The organism is Streptomyces sp. NBC_01788 (genome assembly GCF_035917575.1).
Taxonomy (GTDB): Bacteria; Actinomycetota; Actinomycetes; order Streptomycetales; family Streptomycetaceae; genus Streptomyces.
Map to the genome: position 1 here is coordinate 2,422,624 of NZ_CP109090.1, position 13,672 is coordinate 2,436,295.

Below are 13,672 nucleotides of genomic sequence, written 5' to 3' on the forward strand. Positions count from 1 at the left end.
TCGCCGCCGCCTGCCCCGGCATGATGGCCGTATGCGTGCCGCCCGTCTGATCAAAATGGTGCTGCTGCTCCAGTCGCGGCCCATCATGACCGCCGCCGAGCTCGCCCGTGAGCTGGAGGTGTCGGAGCGGACCGTCACGCGGGACGCCCAGGCGCTGTCGGAGGCGGGCGTGCCGGTGTACGCCGACCGGGGGCGGGCCGGGGGCTACCGGCTGGTCGGCGGCTACCGCACCCGGCTGACCGGCCTCGACCGCGGTGAGGCGGAGGCGCTGTTCCTCAGCGGTGTGCCGGGTGCGCTGCGGGAGATGGGACTCGAGGACGCTGCCTCGGCCGCCCGGCTGAAGGTGTCCGCTGCCTTGATGCCCTCCCTGCGCGACGCCTCCCGTACGGCGGCGCAGCGCTTCCATCTGGACGCGCCCGACTGGTTCCGCGAGCCGAAGACGCCCGAGCTGCTGCCGGCGGTCGCGGAGGCGGTGTGGGACGACCTGCGGGTCACCGCGCGCTACCGGCGCGGCGAGGAGGAGACCGTACGGGAGCTGGAGCCCTACGGTCTCGTGCTCAAGGCGGGCGTGTGGTACGTGTGCGCCCGGGTCGTGGGGCCCGGCTCCTTCCGGGTGTACCGCGTGGACCGTTTCACGGCCGTCGACGCGGGCGCGGGGACGCGTTTCGAGCGGGACGACGGCTTCGAACTGCCCGTCTTCTGGGACGAGCGGGCCGCGCAGTTCGCGCGGTCCGTGCTGCGCGCGGAGGTGGTGGTGCGGCTGTCCGAGGAGGGCGTACGGCGGCTGCCGCACGCCGTGGGGCCGGTACCGGCCCGGGCGGCGCTGGAGGCCGTCGGGGCCGCGGCCGGCCGCGACGGGCGCGGGTGGGTGACGGTGACCCTGCCGGTGGAGTCCGATGAGGTCGCCCACGAGCAGCTCACGGCGCTCGGGCCGGAGGCCGAGGTGCTGGCTCCCGAGGCGCTGCGGGAGCGTTTCGCGCGCGATGCCGAGCGGCTGGCGGCGCTGTACCGCCCCTGACGGCCCCGCGCACTCCGCGTGCGTCGCCCGGCGCGAGGGCCGATGCTTGAAGCCGTGATGGACGAGACGGAGTTCTGGGAGCTGATCGACGGCAGCCGCGAGGCCGCCGAGGGTGATCCGGAGGAGCAGGCCGACCTGCTCGTCGAACGGCTGCTGGGCTGCGACCCCGAGGTGATCCTGGACTTCGCCCGTCACTTCGAGGCCCGGTACAACCGGGCCTACCGCTGGGATCTGTGGGGCGCCGCCTGGGTGCTCCTGGACGGTGCCAGCGACGACGCGTTCGACTTCTTCCGGTGCTGGCTGATCGGCCAGGGCCGGGAGGTGTTCGAGGGCGCCCTGCACGACCCGGACTCGCTGGCCGAGCTGCTGGACGACTTCGACGAGGAGGTCGACGGCGACGGCGAGGACCTCGGCTACGCGGCCGACGAGGCCTACGAGCAGCTCACCGGCACGGTCGCCCCCGACCTCGGCATCCCGCCCGCCCCGGTGGAACCGGAGGGCACCCCCGTCGACTTCGAGGACGACCGGGCGCTCGCCCTGCGCTATCCGAAGCTGTGGGACCGGTTCCGTGAATAGCTCCTCCAGGCGCCTCCGGGCACCCGAGGCCCCGCCGTGACGCCCCGCCCACGAGGGCGCGGCGCGGCCGTTCAGGGCGCGGGCGGCGCGGCCGCGCGGCTCCGCGCACAACAGGCGTGCGCCCGCTGCCGGGCGGTTCCGGTCCGCCCGCGATGTGCGCTCTGCCACCTGGTGGAACCATCGTCCTGGTCCAGGACGTTTCTGTGGGTACACGCACACGTGGCCGGTCCCCGGATCCACGCACGCGTGGCTGATCACTGGGCCCGTCCCGTGCGTATGTGGGGATCCGAGGAGAAAGGCGGCCCGAGTGGACCTGCTCGACCTGCTGTTGGTGCTGGTGATCCTCGTCTACGCCGCGTCCGGCTACCGGCGGGGACTCGTGGCCGGCTGTGTCTCGCTGGCCGGTTTCGTCGGCGGTGCCGTCGTCGGCGTGTGGATCCTGCCGTGGGTGATGGACTTCGTCACGCGCGGGACGACCACGGCGACGGTCACCGCCGTGCTCACGGTGCTGGTGCCGGCCGTGGTGGGGCACGAGCTGGCGGGCCGTCTGGCGCTGCGGCTGCGGCGCGAGCTGGACCGCGGGCCGCTGCGGGTGGCCGACGGCATCGGCGGGGCCGCCGCCAACACCGTGGCGGTGCTGATCGTGGCCTGGGTGGCGGCGAGCGTCCTGGCCGCCTCCTCGACCCCGGTGGTGACGACGGCGATACGCGACTCGCGGCTGCTGGGCGCGGTCCAGAACGCGATGCCGGACACCACCCCGGCCTGGTTCTCGCGCGCCACCTCCGCGCTGACCGAGGCGGGCTTCCCGCAGGTCTTCAACCCCTTCGAGAACGAGCCGGCGGCGGGTGTCGCCCGGCCCACCGGGGACAGCGTCACGGAGAACGCGACGAACGCCGCCCGGTTCAGCACGGTCAAGATCGAGGGCGCCGCCGGCAACCAGGGCCGCGAGGGCAGCGGCTTCGTGTACGCGCCGGAGCGTGTGATGACCAACGCGCACGTGGTGGCGGGCATCGACGACCCGGCCGTACGCATCGGCGGCGTCGGGCGGTCGTACCGGGCACGGGTGGTGCTGTTCGACCCGCACCGGGACGTGGCCGTGCTCTACGTCCCCGGGCTGAACGCCCCCGTGCTGCGGTTCGACGACACCGCCGCGCGCGGGGACTCGGCGGTGGTCGCGGGATATCCGCAGGACGGCGACCTGAACCTCCAGGCGGCGACGGTCGCCAACCGGATCCGGGCGACGGGCCAGAACATCTACAACAGCGGCACGGTCACCCGGGAGATCTACTCCATCCGCTCCACGGTCCGCCCAGGCAACTCCGGCGGTCCGCTGCTGACCACGGACGGCCGCGTGTTCGGTGTGGTCTTCGCCCGCTCCACCTCCGACGACGAGACGGGATACGTCCTGACGGCGGAAGAGGTCGCCCCGGACGCGCAGAGCGCGGCACACGCGACCGCGCCGGTGGACACGGGCCGCCTGGTCACCTCGTGAACCCGGGTACTCCCGGCTCGGGCCGCTCGGGCTCGGGCCGCACGGGCCACGCCTTTCGGCTCAGGGCTCCCGGCTCACAGGAAGCGGCCCATGAAGACGTCGTCGACGTAGGCGCCGTCCAGGTGGAACTCCTCCGGCTGGACGCCCTCCACCACGAAGCCCTCGGACTCGTACAGCTTGCGGGCGGGGGTGTTGTGGCCCAGCACCCGCAGGGTGATGCGGCGGGCGCCCCGGCGGCGGGTCTCCTCGACGGCGGCGCGCAGCAGGGCGCGCCCCACTCCGCTGCCGCGGGCCTCCTCGGCCACGGCGAGGCCGCGGATCTGCCGGACGTGCGCGTTGGACGCCAGTTCTGTGGGGAAGCCGAGGCGGATGTATCCGACCAGCCGGCCGTCGAGTTCGGCGACCAGGTGGTCGCGCGGCCCCGACCGGTGGCTGAAGAAGGGCTCGTAGGGCCGGCACGGGGCCGGGCTGACCGCGTGCGTCGTGGACCAGGTCCGGCGGTCGAGCCGGCCCAGGCCGTCCTCGTCGTCGGGGGTGGCGTGGCGTATGACAGGTACCGGCATGGCGGTCACTCTACGGCGCGGGCCGGCCCGGTCCGCCGGGATTTCCGTGGCGGGGCGGGCAGGATGGGCGCATGGAACGTTCGCGAATCGCGGTGGCCGGCGCGTCCGGTCTGATCGGCAGTGCCCTGGTGCGGTCCCTGGTCGCGGACGGGCACGAGGTGGTGCGCCTGGTGCGCCGTTCGGCCCGCGGCGCGGACGAGGTCCGCTGGGACCCCGCCGGCCGGTACGTGGACACGGCGGGGCTCGCCGGATGCGACGCGGTGGTCAACCTGGCGGGCGCGGGCGTGGGCGACCACCGGTGGACGCGGGAGTACAAGAAGACGATCCGGGACAGCCGGGTGCTCGGCACGGCGGCGCTCGCCGAGGCCGTCGCCGCCCTGGACACTCCCCCACGGGTGTTCGTCGGCGGCAGCGCGATCGGCTACTACGGCGACACCGGCGAGCGCGCCGTCGACGAGGAGGCGCCGCCCGGGGACGGTTTCCTGCCACAGCTGTGCGTGGAGTGGGAGCAGGCCGCGGCCCCCGCGCGGGAGGCGGGCATCCGGACGGTGTTCGCCCGCACCGGGCTGGTGGTGGCCCGTGAGGGCGGGGCGTGGGGGCGGCTGTTCCCGCTGTTCAAGGCCGGGTTGGGCGGGCGGATGGGAGACGGGCGGCAGTTCTGGTCGTTCATCGCGCTGCACGACGAGGTGGCGGCGTTGCGCCATCTGCTGGACACCGCGAGCCTGTCCGGGCCGGTCAACCTCACCGCGCCGCAGCCGCTGACGAACCGTGAGATCACCGCGGCCATGGGCCGGGTGCTGGGCCGGCCGACGCCGTTCCCGGTGCCGGCGCCGGTGCTGCGCGCGGTGCTCGGAGAGATGGCGGGCGATGTGCTGGGCAGCGCGCGGGTGGTGCCGAAGCGGCTGCTGGAGTCGGGGTTCTCGTTCGCCTTTCCGGGGATCGAGGACGCCGTCCGTGCGGCGCTGTGACGCCTGTGACCGCTCGCCGTGCCACCCTGCGATCGCAGCTACGCCACTTTGCGACCGTGTGCGACCGCCGTGCGACCGTGCCCTGTCGATGCGCGACTGTCCCTGACCGTGCGCGGCCCTAATCTCGACGCGAACTCGGGTATTCCTGACGCCGGTCGCGGGCATCACCGCCCCACCGGCCGCGCAACCTCGAGGAGGGGCACGTGCTTGAGCCCGCGTATCAGGCTGACGTCGTCGTCGTGGGAGCCGGGGTCGCCGGGCTCGCGGCAGCGCATCGGCTGACCAGCGCCGGAGTGACGACCGCGGTACTGGAGGCCGCCCCTTACGTGGGCGGCCGCATGTCGACCGAGAAGGTCGACGGGTTCCGGCTCGACCGGATCGGACAGCTGCTGAACACGTCGTATCCCCAACTGGCCCTGAGCCCGGGGCTCGACGCGCTCGTGCTGCGTCCGTTCGCGCCGGGGGTCCTGCTGCACAACGACGGACGGCGTTTCCGCGCGGGTGCTCCGGCACACGGCGGTAGCGCGAGGAGCGCACTTCACGTAGTGCGCGCCCTGGCGAGCGCCCCCCGCCCGCCGGTGCCCCGGGCGGCCGTTCCCCGGCCGTCGGCTCCCGGCTCGTCCGTCCCCCGCTCGTCCGCCGCGCCCTTCTTCGAGGGTCCGCCTCCCGGACGCCGCGGGATCGGCGCGCCGCTGCGGCTGCGTGCCGCGCTCGGCCGGATCGCCGCCACCCCGGTCGAACGGCTGCTGTCGCGACCGGAGTCGACCGCCCGGGAGGCGCTGGCCGCCCGCGGTCTGCCCGCCCGCACCGTCGACGGCTTCCTGCGTCCGCTGCTCGCGGCCCTGTTGTACGACCCGGAGCTCACCACGTCCAGCCGCAGCGCGGACCTCGCCCTGCACTCCTTCGTGAGCGGCCGGCTGTGCCTGCCGGAGGGCGGTGCCGAGGTCCTGCCGGAGCTGCTCGCGCGCACCCTGCCGCCCGGCACCGTGCACACCGGCGTACGGGTCACCTCGGTCTCCACGACCGCGGTGACCACCGCCGAGCACGGCGTGATCCACTGCCGGGCCGTGCTGGTCGCCACCGACGCGCGCGCCGCGGCCGAACTGCTGCCCGGGCTGCGCGTGCCGGACTTCCACCCGGTGACGGTGGTCCACCACACGACCGACGAGCCTCCGGAGACGGGCGCGTACCTGCTGCTCGACGCGGACCGCGGCGGCCCGGTGGCGCACACGGCGGTGGTCAGCCGCGTCGACCCCGCCCGCGCGCCCGCCGGCCGCGCCCTGGTGTCGTCGACGGTCCTGGGCGTGCCCCCGGCCGACGTCGACACGGCGGTACGCCGCCATCTGTCCCGCCTCTACGGCACCTCCACGGCCCGCTGGGAGACGCTCGCCGTGCATGACACCCCGGAGGCCGTCCCCGCCATGCGCCCGCCGCACGATCCGCGGCGCCCGGTGCGGCTCCTTGCGGGCCTGTACGTGTGCGGCGACCACCGGGACACCAGCACCGTCCAGGGGGCGCTGCACTCGGCCCACCGGGCCGCGGCGGCCATCCTGGGCGACCTGGGCGCCGGACGCCCCATGCACCGCGCGGACCCGGCGGCAACGGCCCCCCGAGCAGCCGCCTGAGCCGACGCCCGCCCCAAGAGGCCCGACGCCCCCGCCGGGCCTCCACCCCAACCACCCCGCCCCGGGCCGCAGCCCGGCACCACCGACCCTGCCCCGGGCCGCGGCCCGGCACCACCGCCCCCATCCCGGGCCACAGCCCGCCGCCACCGCCCCCACCCCGGGCCGCAGCCCAGCATCACCGGCGGACCTCAACCCGGCACCACGCCCTGCCCCGGCCGCGGCCCAGCCCCACCGCCCCGGACCTCAACCCGACGCCACCACCCCGCCCCCGACCTCAGCCCAGCGCTGCCACCCTGTCGCGGTAGCCGCGTACCGGGGGTGCGTCCCTGTACGGCTCCAGGCGGCGTTCGAAGTCCTTGACGTACTCCACCGCCCGCACCGAGCGCATGTCGGCGGCCTGGGTCGCGGCCTCGGCGGCCAGGCGGCAGGCCTGGTCCAGGTCGCCGAGACCCAGGCGGGCGGTGGCCAGGACCACCCGGCAGAACAGCCGGCTGCGGGCGTGGGCCGGGGCGCGGAGCTGGAGGGCGCGCTCGGCGTGCTGGGCGGCGGCGCGGTACTGCTGGAGATCCCGGTGGCAGTGCCCGGACTCGTCCGCCAGCTGGGCCTCGTCGAAGCGGCCCCAGGAGGGCACCTCGTCCCCGGGCCTGGCCGCCTCCAGGCAGCGCTCGGCGCGCACCAGGGACGCCGTGCAGGCGCGCACCTCGCCCAGCACGCCGTGCCCGCGCGCCTCGGCTGCGTGCAGCAGCGCCTGCACCGCGGGCGGGGCCGAGCCGCCGAGCCCCTGCTGGGCCACCCGCGCGAGCTGCACGGCCTCCCGCCCGTGCCCGAGGTAGACGGCCTGCCGGCTCATGGTGACCAGCACATACGCGCCGTAGGCCCGGTCGCCCGCGGCCTGGGCGAGCCGCAGCGCCTGCACGAAGTAGCGCTGGGCGAGCCCGTGCGCGGCGATGTCGTACGACGTCCAGCCGGCGAGCCGGGTCAGGTCGGCGGCGGCGCCGAACAGCCGGCGGCCGGTCTGCTCGCCGTAGGTGCCCCGCAGCATCGGCTCGCACTCGTGCTCCAGGTAGCGCACGAGGGCCTGGCGGGCGTGGCCGCCGCCGTACAGGTCGTCGAGGGTGCGGAACAGCTCGCCGACCGAGCGCAGGGCGGCGATGTCGCCGCCGGTGACCTTCAGGCCCGCTGCTCGTCCGGCCGGGGCGCGTTCGGTCCGGACGCGCTGTTGGGGCATGCCGGGCACCGAGGGGTCGGGCACGCCGAGGGCGGGCCGCTCCGGGCGCCCCTGGACGGGCACCCGGGCGGCCGGTGGCGCCTCGACGCGGGCCACCCGGTCGTCGGCCCGGCCGATCAGCCAGTCCCGGCTGGGCACGACGAGCCCCGCCGGGGTGAAGGCGATCCTGCGCAGCTCGGCGTGGCTGCCGCAGTCCTTGCGCCACAGCCCGCCGACGATGTCGACGGCCTCCTCCGGGGTGGCGGCGAACTCCAGCCCCGCGTACACCGGGGCGCAGGCGTCCAGACCGAGGTCCTGCGCCGTCAGGCGGCGGCCCAGGCGCCGGGTGAAGACCTCCGCGATGAGGGCGGGCGTGGTCCCCCGCGGCTGCTGACCGCGCAGCCAGCGGGTGACCGACGTCTTGTCGTATCTCAGGTCCAGGCCGTGTTCGAGACCGAGCTGGTCGACGCGACGGGCCAGACCCGCGTTGGAGAATCCCGCTTCTGCGATGAGCGCGGCGAGCTGGCGGTTGGGAGTGCGCTGCGCGGGTCGTTCCGTCATCTGCGGTGCGGTCTCCTGCCTTTCGGGCAGCCACGCGGCCGCGTGGTGCCCGGATTGCCTGTGAGCAGCCCTTATGGCCTCATGAACGGCGCGAATGTAGCGGAGAGTGAGCAACTGGCCGCAGAGTTTGACCACCATTCATCCGATCGTGTGAGGATTGCCCGCGGAGCTGACGCGTTCCGGCCGGACGTACAGTTGCGTGGGCACGTTTCGTGCCTTACGACCTTCCAGGGAGGCGTTCGCCGTGAGTGAGCTGCGGTTCGTCCGCATGGGATTCGGTGCCGAGGCCGTGGACTACGTCCAGGCCTGGGACGAGCAGCGCCGGGTGCACGCCGCCCGGTTCGCGGACGAGGTCCCCGACACCGTGCTGCTTCTGGAGCATCCCCCGGTCTACACGGCCGGCCGGCGGACCGAGGACAGCGAGCGCCCGCTCGACGGCACACCCGTCATCGACGTGGACCGCGGCGGCAAGATCACCTGGCACGGTCCCGGCCAGCTGGTCGGCTACCCGATCCAGAAGCTGCCCCGCCCGGTGGACGTGGTCGCCCACGTGCGCCGCCTGGAGGAGGCACTGATCCGCGCCTGCGCGGACTTCGGCCTGGAGACCACCCGCGTCGAGGGGCGCAGCGGCGTGTGGGTGCTCGGCGACCCGGTGGAGCAGCGGCCCTCCCTGGGCGGGCTGTCCCTGGACTTCGACCCGCGCCTGGCCGACGACGAGTTCGACCCCCGGCTGAACGGCCCGGAGTACGCCCCCTCCAACGCCGGCCAGCGCCGCGAGGACCGCAAGATCGCGGCGATCGGGATCCGGGTCGCCAAGGGCGTCACGATGCACGGCTTCGCGCTGAACGTGAACCCGGACAACAAGTGGTTCGACAAGATCATCCCGTGCGGCATCCGGGACGCGGGCGTCGCCTCGCTGGCGGCCGAACTGGGCCGGGACGTCACGATCGAGGAAGTACTGCCGGTCGTCGAACGGCACCTGCAGGACGTCCTGGAGAACGCGGACCTGAAGCCGCGGGAGATCGAGCGGGCCACCGCCTGACCGTGACCTGCCGGGGGGAATGATCCCTCAGGCCCGCAGGTTGGCCTCACCGACGGGGCACAACAAGCACGGGCGTACCCTGGTGTACGCCGAAGAATCGAAGCTACAGGGAGCCGGTCGTGTCCGCAGTCGCACCCGACGGACGCAAGATGCTGCGCCTGGAGGTCCGCAACAGCCAGACCCCCATCGAGCGCAAGCCCGAGTGGATCAAGACCCGGGCGAAAATGGGTCCCGAGTACACCAAGATGCAGAACCTCGTGAAGAGCGAGGGCCTGCACACGGTCTGCCAGGAAGCCGGCTGCCCGAACATCTACGAGTGCTGGGAGGACCGCGAGGCGACCTTCCTCATCGGCGGCGACCAGTGCACCCGGCGCTGCGACTTCTGCCAGATCGACACCGGCAAGCCCGAGGCCCTGGACCGTGACGAGCCGCGCCGCGTCGGCGAGTCCGTGGTCACCATGGACCTCAACTACGCCACCATCACCGGCGTCGCCCGCGACGACCTGGAGGACGGCGGCGCCTGGCTGTACGCCGAGACCGTGCGCCAGATCCACCAGCAGACGGCGGACCGCGAGGACGGCCGTACGAAGGTCGAACTGCTCGCCCCGGACTTCAACGCCGTCCCCGAGCAGCTGGCCGAGGTCTTCGACTCCCGCCCCGAGGTCTTCGCGCACAACGTCGAGACGGTGCCCCGGATCTTCAAGCGGATCCGCCCCGGTTTCCGCTACGAGCGCTCCCTGAAGGTCATCACCGAGGCCCGCGACTTCGGCCTGGTGACCAAGTCCAACCTCATCCTCGGCATGGGCGAGACCCGCGAGGAGGTGGTCGAGGCACTCAAGCAGCTCCACGACGCGGGCTGCGAGCTGGTCACCATCACCCAGTACCTGCGCCCCTCGGTGCGCCACCACCCGGTGGAGCGGTGGGTCAAGCCGCAGGAGTTCGTGGAGCTGAAGGAGGAGGCCGAGCAGATCGGCTTCTCGGGCGTGATGTCGGGTCCGCTGGTACGGTCCTCCTACCGCGCCGGCCGGCTGTACCGGATGGCCGTCGAGAAGCGGGGCACGTACATCGCCGCCCAGGCGGTCTGACAGGGCTGACCCTCCGTCACCGCTCCCGCCCCACCGGCGAGCCGAGAGTGTGTGAAATCGGGCACAAGAGCCTACTATCGGGTAGTGGCCGATACGACGCGGTCCTGACCGTCGCCGCAGATGAGCGTCACGGACAGGGCCGCGTCAGCCTTTCGGACCGCGGCCGCAAGGCTTCATCGGTGTTTGACCGTCCGGTCACGCCCTGGTAACACCAAGCAGTGACCCTGGACTCACACCCCGTACACCAAGAGCCGTCATGAGGGGGACCTCCCATGCAGGCCGTGCACGTTCGTGCCACCGCGATCCCGTCCTTCACCGTCGCACTGCGCGCGGTCGAGTCCCTGCTCATGAGCAGCGGCCAGCGCACCGCCCGCCGCAACGCCTGGAACTCCGTCCTGGAGGACCGCCGCCGGGCCAAGGACCGCGTCGAGGCGCAGCGGGTCCTCGACCAGTTCCCCGCCGTCGGCCCCTGACCGCTCCTCCCCCACCCCCTCCCACCTGCTGCCCGGTGCCCGTAAGGGCACTGCCGTCGTGGGCCGCTCCGGGAGACACGTAGACTTCGTGGCATGGCGAGGAAGGACAACGCAGCCGAGGCTGCCAACCCCGGGCGACTGAAGCAGATCGCTCTGACCTACAAGATGACCCGCAAGGCCGACAGCAAGATCGGTCTGGTACTCGCGGGTGTCTTCATCATCACCTTCGGTGTCCTTCTCGGGATCGGCTTCGCGATCGGTCACCCGGTCTACCTCGGCATCCTGGGCGTGCTGCTCGCCTTCCTCGCGACGGCGATCATCTTCGGACGCCGGGCCGAGACCGCCGCGTTCGGGCAGATGGAGGGCCAGCCGGGCGCCGCCGCGGCGGTCCTGGACAACGTGGGCCGCGGCTGGACCACCACTCCGGCGGTGGCCATGAACCGCAGCCAGGACGTGGTGCACCGCGCGGTCGGCAAGGCCGGCATCGTGCTGGTCGCCGAGGGCAACCCGAACCGGGTGAAGTCCCTGCTCGCCGCCGAGAAGAAGAAGATGAACCGGATCGTCGTGGACGTCCCGGTGCACGACGTGATCGTGGGCGACGGCGAGGGCCAGGTCCCGCTGAAGAAGCTGCGCACGACCCTGCTGAAGTTCCCGCGCGTGCTGACCGGCCCGCAGGTCACCTCCACCAACGACCGGCTGCGCGCCCTCGGCGACCTGATGAGCAACATGCCGGTGCCGAAGGGTCCGATGCCCAGGGGCATGCGGATGCCGAAGGGCGGCCCGAAGGCCCGCTGACACCGCTCAGACACCTCCTACGACGATGGGGGCGCCCGGAGACCACTCCGGGCGCCCCCATCGTCGTAGGAACACCTCTCGGCGTACGACGCCTCGTCGTACGCGTGCTTCTAGATGCGGACCTCCACCGTGCCCGCCAGCCGGTCGTGCAGGCCGCGGCCGTCGCGGTCCCAGATCAGGGCGGGAACGGCCAGGCACAACAGGACCGTGCGCAGCAGGGCGCGCAGCGGCTGGACGCGGCCGGTGGCCAGGGCGACCACACGCAGGCCGAACAGGCGCTTGCCGGGCGTGAACCCGATCGTGCCGACGGTGAGGACGCCCAGCGCCAGGAAGATGAGCAGCGCCCAGTTGCTGGTGGCCTGGTGATAGCCGTGCGTGATCAGGCCGTAGGCGATCCACAGGCACAGCGCCCAGTCGACGGCCAGGGCGCCGAGCCGCCGTCCCGGACCCGCGATCGAACCGGCTCCCTGCTCCGGCAGCCCCAGCTGCTGACCGCGGTGGCCGAAGTCCGCGCCGGCGTCCTCCATGGCCGCGCGTGGGCCGGACAGCCATGATCCCATTGCTTGCCTGTTGTCCACCCGACCACCGTACTGCGACGCTGGAATCAGGGGGGTCGGCGGGGTGTCCGCGACCGTGACCGCCACCCGAGCCGGTTAACTTCAGCGAAACAAATGGGTCACGCCCGGGAAATCACCCGTCCCTAGGGTCGAGCTCAGCGTGTGCCACCGCACCGGCCGCACCAACGATCTACCACCCCGGCGGGACGGTCGGGAGTAGGAGGAGCTGGATGTTCCAGAACGCCGACGAGGCCAAGAAGTACATCGCGGACGAGGACGTCAAGTTCATCGACGTGCGGTTCTGCGACCTGCCGGGCGTCATGCAGCACTTCACGTTGCCCGCCGAGGCGTTCGACCCCGACGAGGAGCAGGCGTTCGACGGGTCCTCGATCCGCGGCTTCCAGGCCATCCACGAGTCCGACATGTCCCTGCGTGCCGACCTGTCCACCGCGCGGGTGGACCCGTTCCGCCGGGACAAGACCCTCAACATCAACTTCTTCATCCACGACCCGATCACCGGTGAGCAGTACTCCCGTGACCCGCGGAACGTGGCGAGGAAGGCCGAGGCGTACCTGGCGTCCACCGGGATCGCCGACACCGCGTTCTTCGGCCCCGAGGCGGAGTTCTACGTCTTCGACAACGTCCGGTTCCGGACCGCCGAGAACGAGTCCTTCTACCACATCGACTCCGAGGCGGGCGCCTGGAACACCGGCGCGCTGGAGAACAACCGCGGCTACAAGGTCCGCTACAAGGGCGGCTACTTCCCGGTCCCGCCGGTCGACCACTTCGCCGACCTGCGTGCCGAGATCTCCCTGGAGCTGGCGAAGAGCGGTCTGCAGGTCGAGCGCCAGCACCACGAGGTGGGCACCGCCGGCCAGGCCGAGATCAACTACAAGTTCAACACGCTGCTCGCCGCCGCCGACGACCTCCAGCTCTTCAAGTACATCGTGAAGAACGTCGCCTGGCGCAACGGCAAGACGGCGACCTTCATGCCGAAGCCGATCTTCGGCGACAACGGCTCGGGCATGCACGTGCACCAGTCGCTGTGGAGCGGTGGCGAGCCGCTGTTCTACGACGAGGCCGGCTACGCGGGCCTGTCGGACACCGCCCGCTACTACATCGGCGGCATCCTCAGGCACGCCCCGGCGCTGCTCGCGTTCACCAACCCGACGGTGAACTCGTACCACCGCCTGGTGCCGGGCTTCGAGGCCCCGGTGAACCTGGTGTACTCGCAGCGCAACCGCTCCGCCGCGATGCGCATCCCGATCACCGGCTCGAACCCGAAGGCCAAGCGCGTGGAGTTCCGCGCGCCGGACGCCTCCGGCAACCCGTACCTGGCCTTCGCGTCGCTGCTGCTGGCCGGCCTGGACGGCATCAAGAACAAGATCGAGCCGGCCGAGCCGATCGACAAGGACCTGTACGAGCTGGCGCCCGAGGAGCACGCCAACGTCGCCCAGGTCCCGACCTCGCTGGAGGCCGTCCTCCAGGCCCTGGAGGCCGACCACGAGTTCCTGCTCCAGGGCGACGTGTTCACGCCCGACCTGATCGAGACGTGGGTCGACCTCAAGCGCACGAGCGAGATCGCCCCGCTGCAGCTGCGTCCGCACCCGCACGAGTTCGAGCTGTACTTCGACGTGTGATATCGCCCCAGGTCGGAGCGGGCTTCCGCTCCCCTGGGCCGCCTGTGGGCCGTCGGCCGTGCTCTTCCTC

13 protein-coding genes are annotated in these 13,672 nt (G+C 72.7%); 10 read left to right on the top strand and 3 right to left on the bottom strand.

Annotated elements, in window-relative coordinates; translation table 11 throughout:
• Positions 1–31 precede the first annotated feature (31 nt).
• The 3 genes from OIE49_RS11145 to OIE49_RS11155 all read left to right on the top strand — a co-directional run bounded on the left by OIE49_RS11145 (position 32) and on the right by OIE49_RS11155 (position 3,086).
• Positions 32–1,018 (top strand): helix-turn-helix transcriptional regulator, encoded by a 987-nt coding sequence (locus OIE49_RS11145; protein ID WP_326802177.1) that lies wholly within the window; start codon positions 32–34, stop codon positions 1,016–1,018.
• Between the two features lie 57 nt (positions 1,019–1,075).
• Positions 1,076–1,594 carry a DUF4240 domain-containing protein gene (locus tag OIE49_RS11150; protein ID WP_326806190.1) on the top strand — a complete coding sequence of 173 codons (519 nt, stop codon included), beginning with the start codon at positions 1,076–1,078 and terminating at the stop codon, positions 1,592–1,594.
• 307 nt (positions 1,595–1,901) lie between these two features.
• Positions 1,902–3,086, top strand: coding sequence for a MarP family serine protease (locus OIE49_RS11155; protein ID WP_326802178.1), 1,185 nt, complete (start codon positions 1,902–1,904; stop codon positions 3,084–3,086).
• Positions 3,087–3,160: 74 nt separating this feature from the next.
• Here OIE49_RS11155 and OIE49_RS11160 read toward each other — a convergent pair whose 3' ends face one another.
• Positions 3,161–3,649, bottom strand: a complete 489-nt coding sequence (locus tag OIE49_RS11160; RefSeq protein WP_326802179.1) for a GNAT family N-acetyltransferase — start codon at positions 3,647–3,649, stop codon at positions 3,161–3,163.
• Positions 3,650–3,720: 71 nt separating this feature from the next.
• Between OIE49_RS11160 and OIE49_RS11165 the strand changes: the two genes are divergently transcribed.
• Both OIE49_RS11165 and OIE49_RS11170 read left to right on the top strand, forming a co-directional pair.
• A complete protein-coding gene (locus tag OIE49_RS11165; protein ID WP_326802180.1) occupies positions 3,721–4,617 on the top strand; it encodes a TIGR01777 family oxidoreductase in 897 nt (298 codons plus the stop codon).
• Between the two features lie 203 nt (positions 4,618–4,820).
• On the top strand, positions 4,821–6,242 hold the full coding sequence (locus OIE49_RS11170; RefSeq protein WP_326802181.1) for an NAD(P)/FAD-dependent oxidoreductase: 1,422 nt from the start codon (positions 4,821–4,823) through the stop codon (positions 6,240–6,242).
• 274 nt (positions 6,243–6,516) lie between these two features.
• On the opposite strand, the gene OIE49_RS11175 is transcribed toward OIE49_RS11170, so the two are convergent.
• Positions 6,517–8,010: a regulator gene (locus OIE49_RS11175; protein WP_326802182.1), complete on the bottom strand. Its 1,494-nt coding sequence runs from the start codon at positions 8,008–8,010 to the stop codon at positions 6,517–6,519.
• Positions 8,011–8,254: 244 nt separating this feature from the next.
• Here OIE49_RS11175 and lipB point away from each other — a divergent pair, with 244 nt between their 5' ends.
• The 4 genes from lipB to OIE49_RS11195 all read left to right on the top strand — a co-directional run bounded on the left by lipB (position 8,255) and on the right by OIE49_RS11195 (position 11,405).
• Entirely contained in the window at positions 8,255–9,052 is a 798-nt protein-coding gene (gene lipB, locus OIE49_RS11180; protein WP_100567151.1) for a lipoyl(octanoyl) transferase LipB, read from the top strand.
• A 119-nt stretch (positions 9,053–9,171) separates the two neighbouring features.
• Entirely contained in the window at positions 9,172–10,137 is a 966-nt protein-coding gene (lipA, locus tag OIE49_RS11185; protein WP_100567150.1) for a lipoyl synthase, read from the top strand.
• 272 nt (positions 10,138–10,409) lie between these two features.
• Positions 10,410–10,610, top strand: coding sequence for an SCO2195 family GlnR-regulated protein (locus OIE49_RS11190; RefSeq protein ID WP_100567149.1), 201 nt, complete (start codon positions 10,410–10,412; stop codon positions 10,608–10,610).
• A gap of 93 nt (positions 10,611–10,703) precedes the next feature.
• Entirely contained in the window at positions 10,704–11,405 is a 702-nt protein-coding gene (locus OIE49_RS11195; RefSeq protein ID WP_326802183.1) for a DUF4191 domain-containing protein, read from the top strand.
• Between the two features lie 110 nt (positions 11,406–11,515).
• On the opposite strand, the gene OIE49_RS11200 is transcribed toward OIE49_RS11195, so the two are convergent.
• Entirely contained in the window at positions 11,516–11,983 is a 468-nt protein-coding gene (locus OIE49_RS11200; RefSeq protein ID WP_100567212.1) for an RDD family protein, read from the bottom strand.
• Between the two features lie 209 nt (positions 11,984–12,192).
• Here OIE49_RS11200 and glnA point away from each other — a divergent pair, with 209 nt between their 5' ends.
• The gene (glnA, locus tag OIE49_RS11205; protein ID WP_326802184.1) at positions 12,193–13,602 is read left to right on the top strand and encodes a type I glutamate--ammonia ligase; all 1,410 of its coding nucleotides are present in this window, start codon (positions 12,193–12,195) and stop codon (positions 13,600–13,602) included.
• The last annotated feature ends 70 nt before the right edge of the window (positions 13,603–13,672 follow it).

What these genes read in the sequence shown, in the direction of transcription:
- OIE49_RS11145 (WP_326802177.1), top strand. Translation starts at nt 32, where the DNA reads ATGCGTGCCGCCCGTCTGATCAAAATGGTGCTGCTGCTCCAGTCGCGG.
- OIE49_RS11150 (WP_326806190.1), top strand. Translation starts at nt 1,076, where the DNA reads ATGGACGAGACGGAGTTCTGGGAGCTGATCGACGGCAGCCGCGAGGCC.
- OIE49_RS11160 (WP_326802179.1), bottom strand. Translation starts at nt 3,649, where the DNA reads ATGCCGGTACCTGTCATACGCCACGCCACCCCCGACGACGAGGACGGC.
- OIE49_RS11165 (WP_326802180.1), top strand. Translation starts at nt 3,721, where the DNA reads ATGGAACGTTCGCGAATCGCGGTGGCCGGCGCGTCCGGTCTGATCGGC.
- OIE49_RS11175 (WP_326802182.1), bottom strand. Translation starts at nt 8,010, where the DNA reads ATGACGGAACGACCCGCGCAGCGCACTCCCAACCGCCAGCTCGCCGCG.
- OIE49_RS11190 (WP_100567149.1), top strand. Translation starts at nt 10,410, where the DNA reads ATGCAGGCCGTGCACGTTCGTGCCACCGCGATCCCGTCCTTCACCGTC.
- OIE49_RS11195 (WP_326802183.1), top strand. Translation starts at nt 10,704, where the DNA reads ATGGCGAGGAAGGACAACGCAGCCGAGGCTGCCAACCCCGGGCGACTG.
- glnA (WP_326802184.1), top strand. Translation starts at nt 12,193, where the DNA reads ATGTTCCAGAACGCCGACGAGGCCAAGAAGTACATCGCGGACGAGGAC.